Consider the following 24,127-nt stretch of genomic DNA (forward strand, 5'->3'; position numbering starts at 1 on the left):
TCGCTGCTCCGAAAGTCCCAGACCCAGAAAGTCACGGTGTGGAGGCAGGCCAGATTGGCCAGGAGTTCGGGCGCCATGTCGTCTTTCGGGTCTCGCAAGCAGCCGGGGGCAGCAGCAGCAGAGATAGCGGGCCAGCGAGGCCACCGGCTGCAAGACAGACATCTGCCTCACGCACTACGACGACGCAGTGCCCCCAACGTGACCGCACCGCGCTGCACGGCACATCGGTGCCCTGCACGTCCTTCGCAGCCCGACGACGTCGAATGCAATGCGGTGTCAGAACTGGCTTTCTACCCGGATCCACAAATGTGACAACGACGTGAGCAGTAAGGCAGTAGAGTCAGTTCAGATCATGACTTCATCACAGTCCCGCTCCCCGCGTCACATCCTTTCGCTTTCCGGCGGCAAGGACAGCACCGCGTTGGCCATTTTCATGCGCGACAGGATTCCAGAAATGGAGTATGTCTTTTGTGACACTGGTGAGGAGTTGCCAGAGACTTATGAATATCTCGACCGACTTGAGGCGTACCTGGGAAAGCCAATTGTGCGCCTCAACCCAGATAGGCCTTTTTCGCATTACTTGGATATCTACCGAGGGGTTTTGCCAGATAGTCGGACCCGATGGTGTACGAGAATGCTGAAGATCAAGCCTTTCGAGAAATATGTTGGTGATCAAGAGGCTATTAGTTATATAGCAATCCGAGCTGATGAGCCCCACCGCAAAGGATACATTTCCACTAAGCCCAATCTGAAAGCAGTCTATCCATTCATTGACGAGGGATTGATCAAAAGGGATGTCTTCAAGCTTCTAGAGGAAAGCGGACTGGGTATCCCGGAATATTACCAATGGCGTTCCCGGTCGGGCTGCTACTTCTGCTTTTATCAGCAGCGCAGAGAATGGGTAGGACTGCTAGAAAGGCACCCCGAACTTTACGAGAAGGCCAAGACCTTCGAGAAATTCGACACAGTGACAGGCCAGAGATTTACTTGGTCGGCAACTGAAAGCTTGGAAGAGCTACAAGTCCCAGAGCGCGTGGAACAAATTAAAGAATCCCAGCTGCGCATTAAGGAAGCCTCAAGCAGCAATTTGATCGACTTGCTAGATGAAGAAGATGAAGCTTCCTGCCTGGTCTGTCACCTCTGAGAAGGCATGGATTTCCTTGTTGACAAGATAATCGAGGAGTCGAAAAGGGGGAGCTGGGGAGGCCGCAAGAAGCCACATAAGCTCATTCTATGGCTGGCTGTCCTTGAGCTCCTCGATCAAGGGCATATCAGCGGGAACAAAATTTATCTTGACGCCCAGTTGAAGAAGTCATTTCTAAGAATTTTTCAGGAGTTTGCTGTTGGCGATGATTTGCCACAGATAGGACCTCCATTTTTTCACCTTCGGTCTTCTAATCTGTGGAACCACGTTATTAAACCAGGCCAAGAAGAGTATTACGCCTCGATTACCACCTCTGGAGGCGGAACCAAAAGACTGGAGCAGTCCGTTGAATATGCGCAGCTGGATGACGGAATATTTCAATTTCTTTCTAGCCCCAGCGGAAGGGAATCATTGCGAGGAGGTATTATGGATGTGCTGATCTCAGAGCAGAGGACTGTGGCGGTGTCGTCTAGCACAAGAAGTGGGCTGATGTTCCATGAAAGCTTCCCACTGAACAGGCCGGCCATCGCAGCGGTCCTGCAGTCTATCGGGCGAGGCGAAAGCGAAGATGCCCTCTCCTCAGTGCTGCGCGACACTACCCATCTTGGCAACAATTATGTCAAGGCCATGCCTCGCTACGCCTCCTGCTGTGGGCTACGACAGCCTGGAAAAAATCAACTCACCCCACTTGGACAACATGTGTTGGCGCACGACGCTTCCTTATCTCTGCCCGCAACCCAGTGGTTGATGCATTACCACCTCAGCGCCCCGCAGGGCCCAGGTCCACGCTTCTGGCATGACCTGACCCTGAAATTGCCTGAATTGGGTGTGACCTTCGGTGGGAATGAGTTGACCGAGGAAGTGGGCCGTAGTGTGCAAGCCGAGCAGGGACGAGACCTGGCCCCCCGCAGCTTGCGGACTTGCGCGACAATCTACGCAGGAACGTACACCAAGCCAGAGGGTCTAGGCGCGTTACATTTGCTGGAAGAGTCGGGAGAAAGCTATGGCTTGGGCGACCCTGAGTCGGTGCCCCCAGGCGTGCTTGCCTATGCCCTAGCCCTCTACTGGGAAGGGCAGTTCGGATCGGTGCAGACCCGCAACCTGAGCGACCTGTCCGAACCGGGCGGCTTTGGCAGCCTGTTCTTCCTGAGCCAGTTTGCCCTGAACCGTGCGCTGCGGGGCCTGGCCACAGAAGGCGTTCTTGAGCTGTGGTTGCAGGCCCCACCCCACCAGGTGACCCGGCCCCCTGCGCCAGCGGCGCTGCTGGACGGCATTTATGCCCTCTGAATCTGCAGCTGGTACAGGCACCGCAGAAGCCTCGGCGCTGGTGCGCCGCCTGACGGGTGGGGGCCTGTACGTCAAGACCGGTCTGCTGCTGTTGCCCGACGCATGGCTAGGCCGCGAAAAGGAGGTGGCTGCCCGGTTGAATCTGGGGCACCTCGATTTCCAGAGCTGGCGCGTGGCGCGGCTCAGGCCCGATGAACGGTTGCTACGGTATTCCGCCGATCGACTGATTGCCGAGCTGGACGCAGTCTGCGCCGAGCGGCACGAAGCGCAGCACCTGCTGCTGTCCAATGTGGACCTGCCAATCGCGGCCCTCAGCGGCGAGGAGCGACAGCAATTTTGGACGTTCTTGCACAGCACATTCATCAAGCGGCCCCGCGCCCTGCTCGCCGCGTTCCCGCAGGCCGCCGAGGAGCTGCTGCCGTGGGACGCCGATCTGGCCCAGTGGAAAGACCAGGGGCGACTCTGCACCTGGAATCTCTAAGGAGAGAAAATATGAGTGGCCCCGCCCTGATCCGCGACATCAGCGTTCCCGACACCGACACTGAGTTCCGCAGCGACGTTCAGTTGTCGACCTACTTTGAGAACCGTGACCTGAACCGTGACCTGACCCGGCGGTTCATGTTCACCCGTGGCAGTGGGGGGCGCGAGGAGCGGAGAGGAACAGCGGAGCTACTTGACCTGTTGCGCCAGACGGCCACATCGCCGGCGCTCGACAATCGCTTCGTGTTTATGGCGACCTACGGACACGGCAAGAGCCACTTCGGTCTGGCTGCCGCCAATTACTTTGGGCAGCCCCAGGGTTCGCCAGAGCTGGAGACGGTGCTGGGCAAGCTCGATCATGTTCTCCCGGCAGACCGGGCAGCGATGTTCCGACAGTACCGCAGCCACACCGCTCCTTTTCTGGTGCTGATCCTGCGGGGCGACAAGCCGGGCAGCCTGCGTGACGGCTTTTTCCGCGCGCTCGACGAGGCCTTGACCCACCATGAGGCGACTCGTGACATCAAGCCCCCCTTCTGGTTTGAGGCGGCCGAACAGGCTCTGGCACGAATCGCAGGGAATCCCAGCTATGCCAAGCAGGCCGAGCAGTTCCTGGCGGGGCGTGATCTCGATTTGTTCAGTCTGCGGGACATGGTGCGTCAGCGCGAGTCGGCAGCGTACACCCTGTCTGTGGATGCCTTCCGTGCGGTGTACGGTGTTGCCCCCGATCTTGGCGCCGAGACGTCCCTGAAAGACGCCGTGAGCTGGATTACGGGGACGCTCTGCGGACCGGACAAGCCCTTCGGCGGACTGCTGATTCTCTTCGATGAGTTCAGCATGTTCGTTCGTGATTATCTGACGAATAACCCGGTGGGCGCTCCCTTTCAGGATCTGATGAACGGCGTGTCCAACGCCCGCGGCAGGGCGCTATTCGTGGGCCTATCACAGCACGACCCCAATGTTATTGCCGAGAGGGTCGGCGGCCCCGAAGGTTCCGACCTGATCAAGGAACTCAACCGCATTCCACAGCCCAACCGCCAGCGCATGCAGACCATGCTGGAAGATGTGCTGGGCGCCTACTTCCGGACCGACGAGGCGGCCTGGGGACAGTTCATGGCGCAGCGCGGCATCGGCACCCGCGTGGCCGACGCCAGCGAACTGGCCTACACCCTGTACAAGAGACGTTATGGCCCCGGCCAGATGGGCTGGACCTTCGATGTCTTTCAGGAAAAGGTGGCCAAGCAGTGCTTCCCACTGCATCCGCTGACCACGGCGCTGCTGTCCAGCGTCGACCTGGAGCGGTCGACCAGCGTCCGCTCGGTGTTGAACTTTGTGCTCGACGAGGACGGCGGTGTTCGCACGCACTTCGACGAGTCCGCCCAGCTCGACGGCGGCCGCCCCAACTGGGTGCTTCCAATCTCGCTGGTCGACTACTTCGGCGAGATGCTGGACGAGGACAAATTCAAGAACTTCAAGAACGTCTTCAAGCCCGACCTGACTGAAGAGCAGAAGGCCGTTCTTAAAGCGATGGTACTGATCGACATTGCCGCCCTCGCCACGCGCGAGGTGGGCTATGACGTCACCGTGGCCGAACTCGCGGGTCTGAGCGAGGCCACGGCAACCCAGACGCTCAAGGCCCTGGAAGCCGAGCACTACATTCGCCGCGACGGCGCGAACAAGACGTACTCCTTCTGGGTAGGCTCCAACGGCGCATTGGAACTCGACCGCCAGTTGCGGGAGACCACCGCGCTGCGCGAGCAAAAAGGGACGCTGCACACTTTGTTCTCCACCTATACGGCAAATGGCAATGCCGTGAATGCCCTAGGGCTCACCACCTGTCATGAGGTATCGGTGGAGTGGGGCAATCCTAGCGACTGGGCTGCACAGGAAGTGCTGCTGCCCTTCTCGGCCCTCAAGCCCACGGTGTTGGACGCGCTGAGGGCGCAATACGCCGTGCCGCTGGACAAGGGGCCAAAAGCGCGCGGTGTGGTGGTGATGGTGGTTCCCATGACGCAGGCGGAAGCGGACGCCACCCCCGCCAAAGTCCGCGAACTGTTCAGCATCTCGACCAGGTACGAGACTGCCCCCATGTTGTTCGTCTGTCCGCGCGAACCGCACGCCGAGCTGACGGGCACCCTGCACAAACTTGCGGTGCTGAATGACCCCGTCTTCAAGTCGGCCAATGAGCTCAAAGTGGGGGGCGTGGTCTACGAGGAGATGATCGGACGGCTCCGTGACCAGGCGATCGTGGTGCTTGAGCGCATCCGCAAAAGCGGTGATCTGACTGCGCCCCCGACGATCAGCGGCGGGCTGGCCGCCAAGAACATCACGTCGGTGACTGCCAACCGTCTGGGGATAGCACTGGGCGTGGTGTACGCAGCGGCCTACAGCAAGCATCCGGACCGCTTCTTCACCCAGTACAAGCTGAGCGGAACCAATCTGAACAAGGCTGTCGTCGACCTGATTCACGAACTGATCGACAACAGTCTCGACACGGTGCAGTGGTCTGCTGGCGCGGCCATCCAGAAGGATCTCGTGCGCCTGCTTCAAGAGAGCTGGGGCGTCATCAATTTGCGCAAGCAGCTGGTGGAGCCGCAGCACAGCCGCATCAAGGAAGCCTGGACGCGGCTTGACATGACCTTCTCACCCCGGGCGGGCAAGGTGCCACCCGGCGAGGTGCTGACCGAATTGCTGCAACCGGCTTACGGTTACGACCAGAACACCCTGGCGCTCCTGTTTGCCGCCTGGATCGGCAAGAACCGCACAGCCATCAAGCTCGGCGGAGTGGGCAGTCTTAGCCGCCCCGTAGACGACGACGGCAAGAAAAAAGCAGTGTTCAAAAAAGCTGCCGACTTCCTCAATGCCATGGCCGCCACGGAAATATCGCGCAAGGACATGGGACAGGAGCTGGCCAAGGTCAAAGCGGTGCTGGACGCCCTGGAAGTCGGGCCACTCAGTCAGATCGACGCCAAGAAAGGCGTCCTGGCCCTCGCGGAGTTTGAGACCAACAATTCCCGTTACGACAGCGAGTATCTGGAGACCTTGAAGCGCGCCGCCAACAAGTTGAAGCAGGGGCTGGAGAACCTCGACGCCTACGACCGGGCCGTCGCGGACTTCGAGGCCAAGCTCAGCCGGGCAAGCAGTGTCGAGGCGGCGGTTCCCCTGATGAATGTCCTGACCAAGCTGCCCCCCCTGACGGTGGTCGCTTCTGAGAAGGCGGGCGTTGACACCCTGCGGCAGGAACTGACCCGGCGCATCCTGCAGGTCACGGACCAACAGGCCACAGACTTTTCCAAGCTGCCCGATCTGGGGAAATTTGCCCTGCGCGAGCAGCAGCTCAAGAACATATTGAGCGCCCTGCGCCCGCTGAACCTGACCGAAGCGAACGAACGCGTCCAGCAGGCTCTGCAAGACCTGAAGGCTGCCAGGGAACGTCTGGAAGGCGATCAGGCTGCGGAACAGGAAGTCAGTATTATCCGGAGCATTTCCACCCAGGGGAATTTGGCGACCCTGCGCGAAAGCCTGAAAAGTCTGCAGAAGATTGATCCAAAGTCGGACCAGGCCGCGATCATGGCTGACCAGAAATACACCGAAATCAAGGCGGCCATTGCCGGGCTGGAAAGCCGCCTGATTGGGCTTCCCGATCAGCTGGACGGCGTCACCGATGAGAACGCGGCCATAAAGCTCCGTGAGCAGTTGCTGCAAGAAAATTACCAGTACCGCGACACACCGGAAGCCGAGCAGATGGCCGCCATCACCACCCGTGCTGGTCAGCTGGTGGCGTACTTCGAGGCCGTCTCGGGCTGGCGCACTCCAGCAACGCCCCAGGAAGCCGACGAGACCCGCGGACGCCTCGCTGCGCTGGCCGAACAGTTCGCCGCTGTCCTGTCGCCTGCGCAGCAGGCGCTGGTGGCGCAGGCCGTCTCAGCGCTGGATGCCCAGGTCGCTCAGTGCGGGGCACAGGCGCTGACCTGGCTGGAGGAGCGGCGGGCGAAGCTGGAAAGTGGCGCGGCACCCGCAGCGCTGGCCCGCGACCTGGAGGCGCCGCCGGCTTTCCTGCCGGAAGCGAGTCGCCCGGACCTGGACGCCCTCAGGGACGCCCTGCGCTCCCAGGCCGGCGCGGCCGCACAGGAAAAAGCAGCCCTGGAACGGATCCGGGCCGTACCCGAGACGGGAACGGTCGTAAAGCTGCGCGAGCGGCTCGCCGAGCTAAAAGGCTGGCCCACCCTCACACCACCGGCCGCTGAAGCTGCTACAGCCAAGCAGGAACGCCTGCAGGCCGAACTTGCACGCTTGGAGACGCTGCCCGCCGGATGGAGCGCGCAGGCTGAAGACCTGCTCACGGCTCAGGCCGCCAGCAAGCTGCATGCGGACATCATCCGTCAGGAGACCCGTTTCCAGGGCAGCGAATGGGACGAGCCGGTCCAGACGCTGGCGGCACGCGCCAAGCAACTGGAGGACGTGCTGCGTGAGGCCGAGGCCCTGCGCGGACGCCGCGACACACGCCTGCATGACCTGAGCGAACGGCGGCAACTTTTCGAGGCCCTCCTCTCCCACGCGGCCCTGGGAGAGCGGCAGCGCGCCCGCATCGAACAGGACCTGCAGCAACTTCAGCGACAGACCGACGAGCAGCTCGGGCGACTGGCCTCCGAAATCCAGCAGCAGGCAGAAGCGCTGGGCGCAGCAACGTCTGTTCGGGCCATTCAAGCCGTGGATCTGGGGCGCTTCCCGCGGGCGTGGCTGCCCGCTGAGCTGCAGACTCAGTTGCAGGGCCTGGCAGCCCAGCGACAGGCGATGGAACCGGTGCTCCGGGAGCTGGAGACCCTGGGCGCAACCCCCCTGCGTGACCTTGGGCAGGCGCACAGCGTCTTGCAGCAACTGGGCGAGTTGACCGCGCATCCCGCGCTGTCTGCTGGGCAGCAGGCCCACGCCGAGAGGCTGAGGCAACAGCTCCTGGAGGCGCTCAAGGTCAAGCGCCAGGAGGCCGAAAGCTGGCTGGGACAGCAGCGTGAAAGTTTCAGCGCGCTGCGCCCCGAAGACGGCGCCGGTCTCGCCCGGGTGCAACAGGCGCTGCACACGCCACCCGTATTCCTGGACGGTCAGGCGGTTCAGAAGTTGCAAGCCCTGCAGGCCGACGTGGCGCGCCGCCTGGAAGAGAACGAGGTGTTGCAGATTGAGGCCCTGTTCAGCCGCATCACCTCGCCGGAACGTCGCCAGGCCTGTCTGGAGCGCCTGCAGCAAATGAGCGGACTGACCCTCGCATGAGCGCCCGTTTCTACCTGGACGCGGCGGGCGGCGCCGAGGTGGCCGGGGCGCACAGCGTGAACAGCGAAGCCGAGTTCCTGCGCCTGGCGCTGGGCGACGGCCCCCTGCTGGTCCACGGCGAAGCGCTCTGCCGCTGGGCCAGGCGCTTCGGGGCGGGGCGGGGCATCCCCACCCAGGAGGTGGTGGCCCCCACAGCCCGCCTGCAGCGGCTGTTGCCGCGGCTGGCCTTGACAGACGCGCAGGCCGCCCTAAGGGGCTGGCCGGCGCTGGCGCAGGCAGACAGTGCCGATGAACTCGCCCAGACGATGCTGGACAGCGCCGCCCTGGTCGGTGAACCCCAGCATGCCGCGCAGTGGCTGTTGTGGTGGGTGGGGCCCGAGGCCCAGCAGCCCGGAGCGCAGACCCTGATGCGCCAGGTGGGTACGGCCCTGGCTGGCGAGGTCAGCGGCCACTGGCGCGGCGTGTACGACGGCGCCGCAGATGACGGAAGTGAAAAGGCCCACGCCGAGGGCCTGCTGCGCCGCTGGCTGGGTCTGGACAGCGAGAGCCTCGACTGGCCGCGGCCCTTTCCGGCGGTTCTCCCGGACCACGTTTGCAGGCGGCTGGGCGAGATGCTAGAGCACGCAACCGCAGCACGGGGCATCGCGGTCTACCGCGAATTGCGGGAGCGGCAGGCCGACCCCCAGGTGCTGGCTCTTGCCGGCACGGCGGCCGGGGAGTGGCTGCGTCACCATCCCGAGGCCCTGGGCCGGGACACGCTGCGAGAAATACAGGATCATCTCCAGACTGAGCTGCATGGTGACCTGCTCGCCCGGTTGCCCCGTCCGCTGCCTCCCTTGCCCCCCCAGGAAGTCCCAGCCTGGGCGGACTGGATGACCGACGCCTACCTGCCCTATCGCAGCTGGAACGAGGCCGACCACGCCGCGCTGCGGCCCCACCTGCGGCAGTTCGTGGAGGCCTTCCTGGACGTCTACGCGGCGGCCTTAAACGGCGGCGCACACGCGGAGCGGCTGATCTGGCGGCGCAGCGCGGCGCTGTGTGGCCAGCCTTACGTGACCCTGGTGGCTGTCTGTGACGGCCTGCACCTCCATGACCTCGCCATTCTGCAGCGCGAACTGGCCCGCCACGATACCGGGCGCCGGCTGACACTCACCGGACAGGACATCGCGTTCGGTGCCCTGCCCACCATCACCAGCCGCGCCAAGCCAGCCTTGTTTTGTGGCGTGGCGCCCGCACAGACTGGGACGCAGCCTCTGCTCGGCTTTCAGGCGACAAAAGAGGACCGGGTAGGAGAAGCGCTGCGCGGAGCCGCCGCCGGCGACGTGGTGTTCTGGAACATCGCTGAACCCGACGTGATCTACCACAAGGCCGAAAGCCTGGACCGCGCCCGGGATGAGGTCTCGGCGCGGCTTTCGGTGATCGCCAGGCGGCTGCTGGGCCTCTTGACCGCCCTGCCGGAGGGGCTGCCGGTGCAGCTGGTCGTGACCACCGACCACGGACGATTGCTGCGCGCCTCCGGGCGCACCGCCACGCCGCCCGACGGCTTTAACCCCGAGGGCCGGGCGGCCTACGGCGCCTGGGCGGACATTCCTGCCGCAGGCTTCCGGCTGGAGGAGAACATGGTCCTGCTGGGCCGCAGCCGCTACGGCCTCGCTGAGGACGCCGCGGCGCTGTTCAGCGACGAGACGTTCGTGGACACAGCCGGACGGGGCGGCAACGTGATCTGTCCCCATGGGGGCCTGAGCCCTGAGGAAGTCCTGCTGCCATGGGTCACGTATGTGCGTGACCTGGCGTTCCGCCTGCCCACCCTGACGGCAGAGGGCGATGGCCAGGCCGAAGAACCCGGCACCTTCATCCTGACCCTGACCAACCCCAATTCAGTGCCGCTGGTCGTGGAACGCCTGGGGGGTCCGCTGGGCGCGCAGGTCACCGATTGGGCACCCTGGACCGTGGCGCCGCAGAGCCAGCAGCGCTTGACCGTGGCCCTCGGCTCCTGGCCGACGTCGGCGGCGCTCAGCGCCCTGACCCTGCGGGCCACGGTGCGCGCGCCGCGAAGCGCGGCCCAGGACGTCGCCGTCACCCTGAAGCTGAAATCCGTTGAACTGTACACCTCCACCGCTGACATCCTGGGAGACTTGCTGTCATGAATGCCGAGGCCGTGAACACTGTTTCTCCCCTGGACGGGCAAGCCCTCCACGACTTGAATGGCAAAGTCGTGCAGGTCTTCAAGTCGCTCGCCATCGATAAGCGCCGTCTGCCCGCCAGCCAGCTCACGAAGCGCGGGATTCCGGCCTATGTGGCCGAGTGGGTGCTTGAAAGCGTGGTGCCTGGGCAGGGCGAGCTCAGCATCGAGGAGGCCACTAAGGTTCGCGACTGGGCCGCACGGGTGATCCCTGGCCCTGGCGAGCAGAACGTCATCAAGCACCGCCTGGCGCAGGGCCAGACCGTGAAGGTGCTGACCCCCCTGCAGGCCGAGGTGCGGCTGAAAAAGGGCAAGGATGCCGAGCGCGTCGCGCAGCTCAGCTTGCTGGGCATCGGGGACGCCTACATTGCTGACGCGCTGCTGGAAGACCACCCGGACCTGCTGCGGCACGGGATGTGGGGCGTGGTGGAACTCGGCGCCCTGAAAGACGGCGTGGCCGTCTTGTCCTTCAAGCCAATGCAGGCCAGCGTGAACCTGCAGCTCTACAAGGCGGCCCGACGGCAGTTCAACCTGCACGAATGGCGAGCGCTGCTGCTCACCTCGCTGGGCTTTGACCCGTCAGCCTTTACCGAGTGGCAGCAGACCCTGCTGCTGTGCCGCCTGCTGCCGCTGGTGCAGAAGAACATGCACCTGATGGAGCTCGCACCCAAGGGAACGGGCAAAAGCTTTACCTTCGAGAACATCAGCCCGAAGGTGCGCCTGATCAGCGGCGGAAACATTTCCCCGGCCGTGCTGTTCGTGAACAACGCCAGCGGGCAGTGGGGCCTGCTGGCGCGCTTCAAGGTGGTGGTGCTCGACGAAGTCCAGACGGCCCGCTTTGAGAAGCCCGAGGAAATCGTGGGCGGCCTGAAGGGCTACCTTGCCAACGGCAAGCTGACGCGCGGCGGCCTGCACGAGACTGCCAGCGACTGCGGCTTCGTGATCCTGGCCAACATTTCCCTCGATGACCAGCAGCGGCCGGTGCGCGAACTGCTGGTGGAGGAGTTGCCCTCTTTTCTGCAGGAGACCGCCTTTCTCGACCGCATCCGCGCCCTGCTGCCTGGATGGCAGTTGCCCAAGCTCAGCTCCAAGCTGCTTGTTGGCCTGGACTCCGCGCTGACCGTGGGCCTGAAGTCCGACTTCTTTGGCGACGCCCTGATCGCCCTGCGCGAAGATCTGGAAGCCGAGAGCTACGCGGCCCGCAACGTGCACCTCGCAGGCGCGAGGCCCTATAGCCGCAACGAGGAATCGGTGCGCGCCATCGCTGCCGGACTGATGAAGATCCAGTTTCCCCATGGCGAGCCGACCCCGCTGGAATTCCACCGGTATTGCGTGAAGCCGGCCCTGCAACTCCGGCAGCTGATCTGGGATCAGCTGTACACCCTCGACAGCGAGTACCGGCAGTACGAGCACGGCCTCAACGTCCAGTGACCGTCTACCTCGACGATCACGCCACCACCCCCTGTGATCCCCGTGTGGTGGACGCCATGCTGCCGTATTTCACCGGGCAGTTCGCCAACCCCTCCAGCACCACCCACCTTCCCGGGCGCCGGGCGGCGGACGCGGTCGAGGGGGCCCGCGAGCAGGTGGCCGAGCTGCTTAACGCCCCCCCGAGCGATGTGGTGTTTACCGCCAGCGCCACAGAAAGCAACAACCTCGCCCTGTACGGCGTGACCAGGGCCGCGGTGCAGGGCCACCGGCGCCGGATCATCACCCTGCCCACCGAGCACAAGGCCGTGTTGGAACCTTGCCGCGACCTGGCCGGGCAGGGCTTTGAGGTGGTCTACGCTCCGGTCGACCGATATGGCCTGGTGGTGCTGGACGCTTTGGACGAACTGCTCACGCCAGAGACGCTGCTGGTGTCCATGCAGGCGGCCAACAGCGAAATCGGCACCGTGCAGCCTGTGGCGGAGGTTGCTGAGCGGGTCCGCGCCGCAGGCGCGCTGCTGCACTGCGACGCGACGCAGGCGGTGGGCCGCCTGCCGCTGGACTGGCGCGCGCTGCCGATTGACCTGCTGTCTCTCAGTGGGCACAAGCTGTACGGGCCAAAAGGAAGTGGGGCCCTGCTGGTGCGCCGCGCCCTGCGCCGAGGGGGGCTGACCCCCCTGATGCGGGGCGGCGGACAGGAAGGGGGCCTGCGCCCAGGCACCCACAACGTGCCCGCCATTGTGGGTCTGGGCGTCGCGGCCGATCTGATGCGGCAGCAGGGAGACAGCGACGCCAGGCGCGTCCAGGCCATGCGGGACCGCTTCGAGTCAGCCCTGCGGTCCTGTCTCCCGGCAGCGCGCCTCAACGGCCACCCCACACAGCGGCTGCCGGGCAACAGCAGCGTCACCCTGCCTGGTGTGGAGGCCGACGCCCTGCTGCTGAACCTTCCCGAGTACGCACTGAGCCTGGGTTCAGCGTGCAATAGCGGCGCGCTGGAACCCTCTTACGTTCTGACCGCAATCGGCCTCAGCCGGGAAGACGCGGACGCAACATTCCGCGTCGGCCTGGGCCGGTTCACCCAGGAGGAAGACCTTTCCCGGCTGGTCAGGGACTTGGCGCTGGTGCACGCCCGACTCGCGTCCTATGCGCCTCCCACCTGAAGCCCTGGCCCCGACGACCGCCCTCTCGCCCGAGTACTCACGTTGCTCAGCTCCGTACAAGATCGCAGCTGGGAGGCCTCTGGTCAGCCCCCAAAGGTGGTGCCGGTGGCCGTGGACGCCCAGGACACGCCGCTGCCCCGGCCTGAAGATCCGGTCGAGGACGGCTGGGGCGGCATCGAATACTTTGAGGAGTGCCTACCCGACCTGCACGGCTGGCGCCGGTGCGTCGAGGTCTACTTCGATGGAACCAATTCCTGAGAAGGGGCCAGAGGCCTGGCAGGTTCTAGGGGACCCTGACGCTGGCCATCCCCCGCCCCCTCCTGTGCCCAGAGAGCGGCGGCGGAGCCCACGCGCGATCAGGACAGTTGACCACCGTCGCGCAGCGGAGGCCGCGTCCGGCCGCCCGGCGGGCAGCGTCCCCACCCAAATGCCAGTTCCGCCGCCTAGGCGTGGCGTTTCAGGCGCAGACCAACCCGGACCGTCGGGGTACTGCCCGCAGCGTACTGATCTGCGGCACCAGCGTGCCCAGCAGGGCCGCTCCTGTTCTGCTCCTGGAGCCCAGTGGACACTTTGGGACAGACGCTGACAGCGTTGTGTTGCCCGATTCAATGAAAAAATAGCCCTGAGACCTCTGTACCGGACATCTTTCCTTTAAACCCCGTCTGGCATGGCAAATGAAGTCCTCAGCAGCTTGAGCAGACAGGGTAACTCGGGCAACATCCAGCGCAGCGCATGGCCGAGACGTTCGGCGCCGTACCGCACCAGGCTCATGGCCGGGCCGCCATGAGCCTTCACCTGGACTGGCACCTATGCCTGGAGCCACACGCCCACCCGCAGGCAGCTCACCCACGCCAGGATCACCAGCCCGAAGAGACGTTCCAACCGTTCAGGGCGAATGATGCCCGTGCGCTCCAGGTCAAAGCCGCGGACCTTGAGGCTCGCGAAGGTGCACTCCACAGACCAGCGAGCCCGGTACAGAACACAGGTGTCCCAGACGCTGAAATCCGTTGCGATGGCCACCAGATCCCCTGCAGGGGACCTAGTGGCCACGACTTGCATCACCTCACCGTAGACGTTGGCCTTCTCGGCGAGGCACCGCACCTCCCCAACTTGGAGATCGCCGAACCACGTATCAATCCGCAGCTCGTCCACCACAGCATTTTTCCGGATGCGGATGGCCCGTTTGATTTTCTTGCGCCTCAGAAAGCGGAACCATTCACCGCCGATGAATTCTCGGTCGGCAGGCCCTTTCAGCGTCCCGCTGGAAGGCCTTCAGGAGACGCGACACCAGCTGAATACACTTCACGGTGCCGCTGTTGCCGTCATGGTCCAGCGCGGTCCAGACGAGTGGCACGGTGTACCCGTGGAGGACGATGCCAAGGACCAGGAGATTCAGGGGGGATTCCCCACGTTCCCAGGTGGTGCGGTCCAGGCTGAGCAGCAACTTCCCTGGGGGCAACAAGGCCAGGAGAAACGCCAGGAAGACGGGCTTTGTGAGCTGAGGATCCCGGCAACCTCGTTCCACCCGGCGTTTCTTCGCTTCGATGGAACTCGTGCCGGGGAGATGAGCACACAGGTCACTCTGATTCACGCTCCTGGCCGTGATCATCGCGAAGACGATGTCCACGACACGCTGCAGCGTGTCGTGGCGCAGGAAAGGGACGCAGGCTTTGAAGTGGCGGGTCAGTTCGCTCCGCTGGAGGTCGGCGGGTTTTGGCGTGGTCACACACCCAAAACACCGCCATTTGTCGTGCCGGTTCGCAACCAGTCACACGTTCAGGGATTTGCCGTCCAGCACATTCTCAATATGGAGTTGTCCGGTACAGAGCCCTGAGACAACCTGACTGCTTGACCTTCTCTGGCATCGTGACTTCTTCAGGTGCTCTGGCCATGCACGCTGTGCCGCAACAATGCGGCGATTGCAGATACGAATCGCCGCTAATAATGCGGCACTTAAGTGATAGAATCGCCGCATGACCCGCTTTCAGCCGCGCTATCTGCATAACCATCCCGGCTGGACGAACTTCACCTGGAACAGTGCCGCCGTGTCGAACCTGCTCGCACAGGTCAACTTCCAGCGCGGCGTCCTCAGCGGACAGCTCAGCATCCTGGGCCTAGATGCCCAGCAAAGCGCCCTGATAGACGCCCTGACCGACGACGCCGCCCGCAGCAGCCGCATCGAGGGCGAGGTGCTCGACGAGATGAAGGTCCGCTCCAGCGTGGCCCGGCGCCTGGGCTTGCCGTACGCGGGCCTGCCCGAACTTCACCGCGACGTCGTCGGCGTGGTCGACGTCACCCTCGACGCCACCCGGAACGCCTCTGAGCCCCTCACCGAGGAACGCCTGTTGCGCTGGCACAACGCCCTGTTCCCCACCGGGCAGAGCGGCCTCACCCCGATTCTCACCGGCCAGTACCGCACCGACGCGCAGGGCCCCATGCAGGTTGTCGGCAACCGTCTCGACAAGCCCACCGTGCACTTTGAGGCGCCGGCGGCCGGCCGTGTTCCGAACCTGATGGACGATTTCCTGGCGTGGTTGGAAGCCGAGCAGCACCTCGACCCCGTCATCAAGGCCGGCCTTGCGCACCTGCACTTTCTGACCATTCATCCCTTCGAAGACGGCAACGGGCGCCTCGCGCGGGTGATCACCGATCTACTGCTCGCCCGCGCCGACCGGCGCAGCGAGCGGCACTACTCCCTGTCCCGTCAGATCCAGGAGCACCAGCGGGAATACTACGAGATCCTGGAGCGCACGCAGCGGCAGCATACTCCAGACGTCACGGCGTGGCTGAAATGGTTCCTCCAGCGCGTCCTCAACGCCACCGAACAGACCCAGCAGGCCCTGGGCGCGGTGCGCGCCAAGCGCGCGTACTTCGACCAACACCGCGCTGCGGCGCTGAATGACCGGCAGTTGGACGTCCTGAACCGACTGTTCGAGCCCTTCGACGGAAAGCTCACCCGCCGGAAGTACGTGCGTCTCGCCGGTAAAGGCCAGGCCTCCGGTGGCCTGCAGCGTCGGCCGATCAGCGAGGACACCGCGCTGCGCGACCTGGACGGCCTCGTGGCAGCCGGCATGCTCGTCCGTGAGGGCGCCGGGCGAGGCGTGCATTACCGCGTGCTGCTCCCTGACAATGCGGACGTCTCAGCGTTCAGCGAGGATCTGTTCACCACGGCGTCCGGCCTGACATGCGGCGACATGGCAAAAAGAGAGACAGCCGAACAGAATGTCTAGTTAAGCTGAGCAGTCCCAGGCTTTTGTCTTGATTAAGGGTTAGGAAAAGGGCTGATAAGGAGTTGTGCGACCACATATCAGCCTACTACCATTTTTAATCCAAATCCCGGGCTGGTGTGACCCGAAGCTCATCCATTACCCCTGGGAGACGCTGTGGACAGTCATTCTGGTGGGCTTATTGTCAGGGTCAGAAAATATTCTGGCGCTCTCTCAATGGTTGCCAGGGCAGCGCGAGGTGCTGACACAGCACCTCGCGCTGGACCGGATCCCACAGCATGCGATGATCTACCGCTTCTTCTGGTGGCTGGAACAGCATCTGGGTCAGTTTCAAAGCGTCCTGCTGGAGTGGGTGAAGGCCCAGCATCCGGCGGCGCATGACCGGCTCGTCCTGGTGGCCGGAGACGGCAAGGTCCTGAAGGGAAGCGGGCGAGAGGGCCAGGCGGCCCTCTCATTCCTCAACCGAGTTGAGATAAAAGCCTGTTGGACACGCGCACTCCTTGGAAAGCCTGTCGGAACTGAGCTGGTCCATCAATGTATGCCGTAGATCGCCTTACAGGCGGCTTAAATGTGGCGGCTGGCTCCAAGGCCACATGGATGAGCACGGGGCGACTGACCGATTCTGAGCCTGTGAGCCCTGACACGTCGGCGCTGGGAGGACAGCGCTCAAGCTCATGAGGTACACAGTCAGCACGGGCGTCCTGCCCCAGGAGAACCACAATGACGACGAACAACGACGAGCCCTTCCCTTCAGGCGTCGAGAGCCACTTGAGGGGCCATTTGGACGACATGATTCTGGCTGGCAATCGCCATGCGGCAGTGCTGGGCCGGTTTGCCAATGGCTGTCCCGTTCCCCCGGCGAAGCAAGCCTGGGCGCTCGGCGCGCTGGTGACGCTTCAGGAGGCTGCATTCCAAATGGCATGTGTGACGGCCGAGCGCGTCGAGGCCATGCGCGCCGATCCGGTCACAGCCATCCTGCCGATTCTGCAGCAGGCCCTCGCCCCGCTGATGCGCAACCCCCGCGACCTACCTTGGGCCAGCCGCACCGTCGCGGCCGCTCTCGTCCACTGGTGCTGCCCGCCACCATCGCTCCTGGTGACGAAGGAAGCGCTGGAGGACGCGTGGCATCTTGCGCCTGAAATCTTGCCTTACGTCCGGCACTATATTTCGGGCCGCGAGCTGATGCGCTCCTGGCCCGAAGTGGATCAGAACCGCTGGGAGCACACGGCGGTTAATTGGTACTACGTTCAGGACGAGATGGAGCAGGAAGCGTTTCAGTCCACTGCTGACTATCTGTGCATTGAGTCGATAGGGGAGACCTTGCACTGGATCGCTTCCGAAGCCGCACGTCGGGAACAGCACGAAAACCACTGCAACGTCTGCGCCCGCCACGCTCAATAACTCGTCCCCGCGGCCAAGGCCGCGGGGACGTGAGACTCAATGGAGGTCGTTCGGGTCAACCTTGCTGATGATGTACAGGGGCTCGGCAGGTGGGTTGCGGTTCAGGCCCGTCCACTCTTCGAATTTCTCTGGCGTGCCCACGCACCCTCGCGGAAAATTGCACTCAGACTCCCGGCACAGCCAGCCCAGGGCCTCAATCTGCTCTGCGCTTCCGTCGAGCGCCGCACTCATGACGCGACCACACAGGAACTCCTCACTGAACGAGCTCAAGTGACCTCGCCAACCATTGTCGTTGTACGGAATCAACTCATCACGGAGGCTCTGGGGCAGGCGCGCCAGGGCCTCCGGAGACCACTGGTAAGGATAGAACGGCATCAGCGCCCATCCTGTCCGAATCCACAGGAACAGGGCTTAAAAAGCCTTCTGCAAGGTGCTGCCCAGCGCACCAGGTTGTGGCAGCGCCTGGAAGTTCGCTCCACCTGTGCTCAATGACCCACAGGACGTCCGACTACAACTTCATCCCATCAGCAGCGTAAGCGTCGAGGCCTGCCGGCCCAGGAATCTGCAGGTGACTGCTCGCCCATCAGGCGAGCGGTTATGTCCAGCCCAGGCGTCCTGCGTTGAACACTTCAGTAATACAGATTCAGGGCGGCTGGGGCCGCCCCATCTCACTTCGGCAGCACTCGTGGCAAATCGGGCGGGTCGCTCCACAACCCACAGGACGTCCGCTCCCTTCAATCTGTACCCAGATACCTTGGACGATGGGCCATGTCATCGACGGTGTGCTGGTGAAGTTCACGGCACGTCAACGACCCCCTGGGCATCAAGCAACCCCCCCTGTGCCTAAATCTATGTGGGCCCAGCGAGGCCTGCCCAGCGCGCTGACGCCACAAGTTTGGCCCACGCTGCTGGTGGCGTGGGCCATCATGCTGCTGGCACTCTGATCAGTTCAGGGTTGGCCCCTCTGTCGAAAAGCAACTGGGGGCCACGGCGGCACCCCTCGCCCCGGTGACCATGGAGGTGATCGGCACATTCTCTCGTATTTCGAGCAGCACGCACCGAAAGTGACGCTCCTGGGTCAGGTGGACGGCAGCCACCTGCGGCCCAACCAGATTGGAGCTATCAGTGCCGTCCAGGCGCACTTCAGCCTCCACACCGAACCGGCCCTGCTGGCCATGCCAACCGGCTCCGGCAAGACGGCAGTGCTTATGGCACTCGCCTTCGTGCTGCGCGCTGGCCCGGTTCTGGTGGTGACACCCAGCGTCATTGTGCGTGAGCAGATTGCGGAAGGCTTCCGGAGCCTGGACATTCTCAAGCGCACAGGCGTCCTCCCGTTGGACTGCCCACCGCCACGTGTCCATGAAGTCACCGGTTGGCTGGCAACAGAAGAGGCGTGGAGAGAACTGGAGGGCTTCGACGTCGTCATTGCGTCCCCCCCCTCGATCAGCCCACGGCCCGGGCAGGTGGCCCCGCCGCCAGAGAAGCTGTTCGACCTCGTTCTCGTCGACGAGGCCCATCACGAACAGGCCCCCACGTGGAAAGCGCTGCTGGACTCCTTCGGGGAGACGCGCAGGGTACTGTGCAGCGCCACGCCCTTCAGGAACGACAGGCAGCGCCTGGGCGCCCGGATCGTCTACCACTACCCTCTCAAGCGCGCCCAGGAGGACGGGATTTTTGGGCGGATCAATTTCGTGCCGATTAACCCTGGTGCGGGCGAAGACGCAGACGTGCTGATTGCCCTTAAGGCCGCGGAACTCCTCGCTGAAGACCGCGACCAGGGGCTGGACCACCGGCTGATGGTGAGAACGTCCGTCAAGTCGCGCGCCAGCGCCCTGGCCAAGATCTACGCCGACCACACCAGCCTCAAGCTGCAAGAGATCCACAGCGGCCTCCAGCCCAGCACCATCCGCAGGCGTATCGAAGCGCTGAAAAAAGGTGAGCTAGACGGCGTTATCTGCGTGGACATGATGGGGGAGGGCTTTGACTTTCCGAACCTCAAAATTGCTGCAATCCACGCCCCACACAAGTCACTGCCCATCACGTTGCAGTTCATCGGGCGCTTCGCGCGGACTGGCCACTCAGGACAACCTCTGGGGGACGCGCGCTTTATTGCCGAGGAGAACCGGATCCGGCACGACGAGTTCCAGCTGTACAGCAGCGATCCGGAGGAGCCGGACTGGCGCGAGATCATTGCCAACCTCAACGACCGGCGCGTGGCCCACGAGGTGGAGAACCAGGCACTGTTCGACTCTTTCCGGCCAACCAGGCGGCCATCAGACCGAACCCGCGCGGCCCGGGAGCTGTCGCTCGGCGCCCTCGAGCCTTTCCACCACGCCAAGGTCTACCAGCTGCCCGATGGCGCGGGCTTCGACCTCGAGGCCATGCCCAAAGGCATGGACGTGCTGTACTCAGAGGTCAGCGACGACCGCCAAGCCGCGGTGATCGTCTGGGATGAGGTCGAGACACCGCGCTGGTTGACCGTGCCGGTGCTGGACAACGTCCGCCATCACCTTCTGGTGGTCTATTTCGTCCAGGAGCAGCGGCTGCTGTTCGTGTGTTCAACCCAAAAGGAGGAGGACACCTATGAGGCCATCGTGGAGGCGTTCGCCCCGGACGGGGCCTACGAACTCCCCGCTCCGCAGCTGCGGCGGGTGCTGACCGGCTGGACCGACCCGGAAATTTACAACATCGGGATGCGCAACCGCCAGGCCGCAATCGGCCAGGAGTCCTACCGTATCCTGACTGGCAGCGCCGCGCAGCACGCCATCTCGGAGCGCGATGGACAGCGCTTTACCCGCGGCCACGCCTTCGGGGCCAGTGTAGAACCAGACAGCAAGAAGACTCTGGGCATCAGCAGCAACTACGCGAAAATCTGGAGTCTGCGGTACGCCGGCCTGAATTCCTTCTTGAAGTGGTGCCGCGCCCTGGCGAGCAAGCTGAGCGACCCGGCGGCCGACAGTCTGCCCACCCCGCTGGACGCCCTGGACGGAGGAACGGTGGTCACCAGTTTCCCGGACCCGCAGGAACGGATGCTGCTGATGGCCGACTGGCCCGCCGAGCTTTACCACCTCAGCAGAGCAGAACGGCGACTTCACCTGACCGCGCCGGGCGTGGTCGGCGGCCTCACCCTGCATCCCACCGAACTTGAGGTCCGGGTTCGGCAGGACGAAAGCACCGTGGGCGCCCTGCGCTTCGACCTGGCGTACCGGGAACACATCCTGCAGTGCCGGCTGGAGCTGACCCCCCGGCCGCAGCACGTCGTACTCCCCGGCCAGGCTGTCGAATTGCGCGTGGCGCAGCGCCTGGGGGAAGAGAAGGGCATCAGCCCGTTCCTGGACAGTCATGCCCCTCAATTCTGGTATGACGACCTCTCCAGCGTGACCCGGAACGTCCACTACCGCGCCCTGGACTTCGAACCACAGGTTCCCGGAGAGATTTTCAAAATGGTCGACTGGGCTGCCGCGGCGGTCGACATCACCGCTGAGATCACCTGCGAGAAGGCCGGTTATGTCTCCATTCACGACCACCTCAGACGCGAACTCGACGGCAAGCACCAGGTCGTGTTCTTTGACCATGACACTGGGGAGGCAGCCGACTTCATCACGCTGGACCTGATAGAGGATGACCGCCTGCCAGTGCGCGTGAACTTCTACCACTGCAAGGGCAGCAAGGAAGATAAAGCTGGGAGTCGCGTCGGGGACATGTACGAGGTTCTGGGACAGGCCGTGAAGTGTCTGCGTTACCGTGACCGCAATCTGCTCAGGCGCCACCTGGCCGAGCGGGAAAAAAAGTATGGGGCGGGCGCTCCTGGGAAAAGTCGCTTTGTCACGGGCGACCTGACCACCGTGGGCAGCATCCTGTCCACTCCCGGTCCTCTCCTGCTCCCCATTACGGTCTGGGTCGTCCAGCCCGGCCTGGACCGCGCCAAAGCGGAACACGAGAGCGATCCGAAAATGGGGCGCCTGATCGACAACGTTCTGTATTTCACGCAAGATCACGGCAGCAGCCTGCGAATTATGTGCTCGTAGTCTCCCTGGGCCCAACGCTCAGGAAGGGGCGCCGTGACGCCCCTTCGTCCCGTAGTTGCCGTCCCTCACCAGCACCTGCACGCCCTCGCCAGGAGCGCCGGGACACCGTAGAGACATCCACGCCTCTTCTGTCGTGACGTTCCCCCTCCCTGTGTCCAAAATCGGCTGAATGGCAGGCACGGTCAGGCGGCCGAATTCCGCCACACCGGCCCACCGAGATCGAGCGCACGCCGGACGGTGCGCTCGAGATAATCGGCGTGATCCCATTTTTCTCGCGCCAGCGCAGTAGAGCGCAGGATGCGAATGATTTTCTCCGCGTCCTGGACATAAAATCGCAGCATCCTGGCCGCCGCCAGATCCGCTTCGCTGGCGCTCAGGTGACCCAGCGCCGCCCAGTCGCCTTCAATCAGCAGGCGATGGGCACGCGCTCCATTCCGCGCCGCAAAGAGGCGCGGCAGGATCTGACCGTCCTCAAGCGGCGCCCCGCGCACCCCAGCGGGCGAGACCGGGCACACGGCCTTGTTGGGCAGGCAGGCCAGCACGGTGTCCAGCGGTGCCAACGCACAGCCACGGTCTGGCAACACCTCGCCCGTCACGGTCACGTAGCCGGCGGCCAGCAGTTCGACACCCGGCAGGCGCCGGTTGCCCATCAGCGCCCCCGAGGTCCACAGGTGGATGCCCCCACCAGGAGAGCGTTCCGCGTATCCCGGCAGATCCAGGAGCGTCCGTGCCTGTGCCCCGAGCGGGACGTCCAGATCCGCGACGACCAGCTGGTCGTCAGGACGCAGCACCACGCCCAGGCCAGCCGCGTGGTGCTGACGCCCGAGGACGTGCGCTTCGTTGAGGGAAAGCCCCGCGCCACGCGGATCCACCGGCCGCAGCCGTCCGTCCCGGGGCAGGCTGGGGGCTTTCCCGATCCGTCCGTTGCCCCGGGGCAGCCCGATCCACGGCAGCCAGGTCTCCAGGGCCAGCACCTCCCCCGGCAGCACGCCCTGGAACTGGGTCAGCCGGCGAATCACCGCCGGCCCCGCCGGATCACCCTCCAGGCCCGCCGCCGGATGTTGAGTGCTGCGTTGTGGTGTGCGTTGAGCACACCACACCTTGCACAGGTGAACACCGCACCGGCGCGCTGGCCGGTCTGCTGGCAGCGGTGGCAGCGTGAGCTGGTGTGCGCCGGCCGCACCCGGTACAGCCGCCCGCCGGCGGCATAAATGCGCTGGGGCAACACCCCCTGCACCCAGTCGGCCACCGCCAGCTCACGGGCGCGCTCGACGAAGTTCGACCGGAAGGTCCCAAAGCGGAGCGCTTCAACAGCTACGGTGTCAGCACAGCCGATCAGCTGCGTGGTCAGGGTGGCCAACTCTGCCTGCGCCGCCCCATACACCAGCGCGGCGTAACGGGTCTGCACCTCGGCGCGCTGGGAAGGGGGCAGGTTATCCAGTTGACTGTTCAGCGCGTGACGCCCCGCCTGGTCCAACAGGTGCAGCGGGCGGGTGGAGAGCATCTGGCCCCCGTGCCCGGCCGCCACCGCGAGTGGCGCCAAGCCCACGTCAACGCCCATCAGGCCCAGACGCTGCGGCCGCGAGACCGCGTCCAGCTCGAAGGCGAGGCTCAGGAACCAGAGGCCACCCTGGCACACCAGGCGGGTTTCCTCAGGCCGCCAGGTGCCCGGGGGGGGAGCCACCAGGCCAGGCACGCCAGGTGCTCGCCCCTGGACCGTACTGGCCACCAGCCGGTTGACCCAGGTCTTCTGAGCGGCCGGATTCATGGGCCTGAGCAACCCGTGGGCCAGGCCCTGCTGCTGGGGGTACTCCATGTATCCGGGACTGCCGGCCACCAGCAGGGCGTGCTCCTGCACTGGCAGGCGGTGCAGCTCGGCGGCCAACGTCGTGTTGCCCAGCTGCAACAGGCCGTCGTGGATCACATGCTGCCCTGCGAGCGCAGCGGCCTCAGGCACGTACACCTCGCCACCGGTCATCCCGCTGATGGGTTGGTGCTGCCGCAGCAGCCCACCGCTGTGTACGAGCGAATTGAGCTGGCTGGCATCGGCGTCGGCGACGCGCACGTTGTATCGCGTGGTTGTTGTCTGCATCTTTTACTTCCTCCCGTTCCGTTCCTTTCCATCACCCCCTTGGCCCTCCTCGCGCTGTGCGCCCGGCTCCGGTCCGGGCGCGGTCTACCGCATGCGCTCAGACAGCATCGGCAACATCGCACTGACCTGCTCCGCCAGGTGCGGGTACAGCGGTACCGTGGCACCCCAGTACGTATCGCATTGCCTGTAGAGCGCGCGCAACAAATCATGTTTGGGATCACCCAGCATCCACTCGCACATGTCGCGCCATGCGTCGGGCTGCTGCGCGCGGATCGTGTCCCACAAGGTCATCACCTCTGGCACAGCCCAGTTGATGGTGCCCGCAATCACCAGGGCATCGAGTTGTGTCTGGAGCTGTTCAAGGGTCAGCGTTGTCATATCCAGATTTTTTGCTGGCATCTGACTGTTCCTGATTCACCTCCACGGCACAGGGGCG

General features: G+C 64.1%; 16 protein-coding genes and 1 pseudogene. 12 read left to right on the top strand and 5 right to left on the bottom strand.

The window, feature by feature from the left end; all coding sequences use genetic code 11:
- Positions 1–352: 352 nt before the first annotated feature.
- Genes FHR04_RS06220 through FHR04_RS06255 form a run of 8 tightly spaced genes read left to right on the top strand, consistent with a single transcriptional unit; the run spans position 353 to position 13,201 of the window.
- Entirely contained in the window at positions 353–1,144 is a 792-nt protein-coding gene (locus tag FHR04_RS06220) for a phosphoadenosine phosphosulfate reductase family protein (protein ID WP_139401675.1), read from the top strand.
- A 6-nt stretch (positions 1,145–1,150) separates the two neighbouring features.
- The gene (locus FHR04_RS06225; RefSeq protein WP_139401677.1) at positions 1,151–2,431 is read left to right on the top strand and encodes a DUF4007 family protein; all 1,281 of its coding nucleotides are present in this window, start codon (positions 1,151–1,153) and stop codon (positions 2,429–2,431) included.
- A complete protein-coding gene (locus FHR04_RS06230) occupies positions 2,421–2,912 on the top strand; it encodes a hypothetical protein (protein ID WP_139401679.1) in 492 nt (163 codons plus the stop codon). The genes FHR04_RS06225 and FHR04_RS06230 overlap by 11 nt, the downstream gene beginning before the upstream one ends.
- Positions 2,913–2,923: 11 nt before the next feature.
- Positions 2,924–8,173, top strand: coding sequence for a hypothetical protein (locus FHR04_RS06235; RefSeq protein ID WP_139401681.1), 5,250 nt, complete (start codon positions 2,924–2,926; stop codon positions 8,171–8,173).
- A complete protein-coding gene (locus FHR04_RS06240) occupies positions 8,170–10,320 on the top strand; it encodes a DUF11 domain-containing protein (protein WP_139401683.1) in 2,151 nt (716 codons plus the stop codon). The genes FHR04_RS06235 and FHR04_RS06240 overlap by 4 nt, the downstream gene beginning before the upstream one ends.
- The gene (gene brxL / locus FHR04_RS06245; RefSeq protein ID WP_139401685.1) at positions 10,317–11,786 is read left to right on the top strand and encodes a BREX system Lon protease-like protein BrxL; all 1,470 of its coding nucleotides are present in this window, start codon (positions 10,317–10,319) and stop codon (positions 11,784–11,786) included. Before FHR04_RS06240 ends, brxL begins: the two co-directional genes overlap by 4 nt.
- Positions 11,783–12,943: a cysteine desulfurase family protein gene (locus FHR04_RS06250; protein WP_139401687.1), complete on the top strand. Its 1,161-nt coding sequence runs from the start codon at positions 11,783–11,785 to the stop codon at positions 12,941–12,943. The genes brxL and FHR04_RS06250 overlap by 4 nt, the downstream gene beginning before the upstream one ends.
- Before the next feature lie 42 nt (positions 12,944–12,985).
- On the top strand, positions 12,986–13,201 hold the full coding sequence (locus FHR04_RS06255) for a hypothetical protein (RefSeq protein WP_139401689.1): 216 nt from the start codon (positions 12,986–12,988) through the stop codon (positions 13,199–13,201).
- Between the two features lie 393 nt (positions 13,202–13,594).
- Here FHR04_RS06255 and FHR04_RS21665 read toward each other — a convergent pair.
- Positions 13,595–14,552 (bottom strand): annotated as a pseudogene (locus FHR04_RS21665) (transposase).
- A gap of 364 nt (positions 14,553–14,916) precedes the next feature.
- On the opposite strand from FHR04_RS21665, the gene FHR04_RS06265 reads away from it, so the two are divergent.
- From FHR04_RS06265 to FHR04_RS06275, 3 genes are all read left to right on the top strand, one after another.
- A complete protein-coding gene (locus tag FHR04_RS06265; RefSeq protein WP_139401692.1) occupies positions 14,917–16,173 on the top strand; it encodes a Fic family protein in 1,257 nt (418 codons plus the stop codon).
- Positions 16,174–16,237: 64 nt separating this feature from the next.
- Complete coding sequence (locus tag FHR04_RS06270; protein ID WP_139401694.1) at positions 16,238–16,717, top strand: transposase family protein; 480 nt, start codon at positions 16,238–16,240, stop codon at positions 16,715–16,717.
- A gap of 173 nt (positions 16,718–16,890) precedes the next feature.
- Positions 16,891–17,571, top strand: a complete 681-nt coding sequence (locus tag FHR04_RS06275) for a hypothetical protein (protein WP_139401696.1) — start codon at positions 16,891–16,893, stop codon at positions 17,569–17,571.
- A 36-nt stretch (positions 17,572–17,607) separates the two neighbouring features.
- On the opposite strand, the gene FHR04_RS06280 is transcribed toward FHR04_RS06275, so the two are convergent.
- Positions 17,608–17,946, bottom strand: a complete 339-nt coding sequence (locus tag FHR04_RS06280; protein ID WP_139401698.1) for a hypothetical protein — start codon at positions 17,944–17,946, stop codon at positions 17,608–17,610.
- A 707-nt stretch (positions 17,947–18,653) separates the two neighbouring features.
- Between FHR04_RS06280 and FHR04_RS06285 the strand changes: the two genes are divergently transcribed.
- A complete protein-coding gene (locus FHR04_RS06285; RefSeq protein ID WP_139401700.1) occupies positions 18,654–21,599 on the top strand; it encodes a DEAD/DEAH box helicase in 2,946 nt (981 codons plus the stop codon).
- 182 nt (positions 21,600–21,781) lie between these two features.
- Here FHR04_RS06285 and FHR04_RS06290 read toward each other — a convergent pair whose 3' ends face one another.
- The 3 genes from FHR04_RS06290 to FHR04_RS06300 form a co-directional block, all read right to left on the bottom strand.
- Positions 21,782–22,618 (bottom strand): phage NrS-1 polymerase family protein, encoded by an 837-nt coding sequence (locus tag FHR04_RS06290; protein ID WP_139401702.1) that lies wholly within the window; start codon positions 22,616–22,618, stop codon positions 21,782–21,784.
- On the bottom strand, positions 22,615–23,691 hold the full coding sequence (locus FHR04_RS06295) for a zinc ribbon domain-containing protein (RefSeq protein WP_139401704.1): 1,077 nt from the start codon (positions 23,689–23,691) through the stop codon (positions 22,615–22,617). The genes FHR04_RS06290 and FHR04_RS06295 overlap by 4 nt, the downstream gene beginning before the upstream one ends.
- A gap of 84 nt (positions 23,692–23,775) precedes the next feature.
- Complete coding sequence (locus tag FHR04_RS06300) at positions 23,776–24,069, bottom strand: hypothetical protein (RefSeq protein ID WP_139401705.1); 294 nt, start codon at positions 24,067–24,069, stop codon at positions 23,776–23,778.
- Positions 24,070–24,127: the final 58 nt, after the last annotated feature.

Origin of the sequence: Deinococcus radiopugnans ATCC 19172 (assembly GCF_006335125.1) — a bacterium.
Taxonomy (GTDB): domain Bacteria; phylum Deinococcota; class Deinococci; order Deinococcales; family Deinococcaceae; genus Deinococcus; species Deinococcus radiopugnans.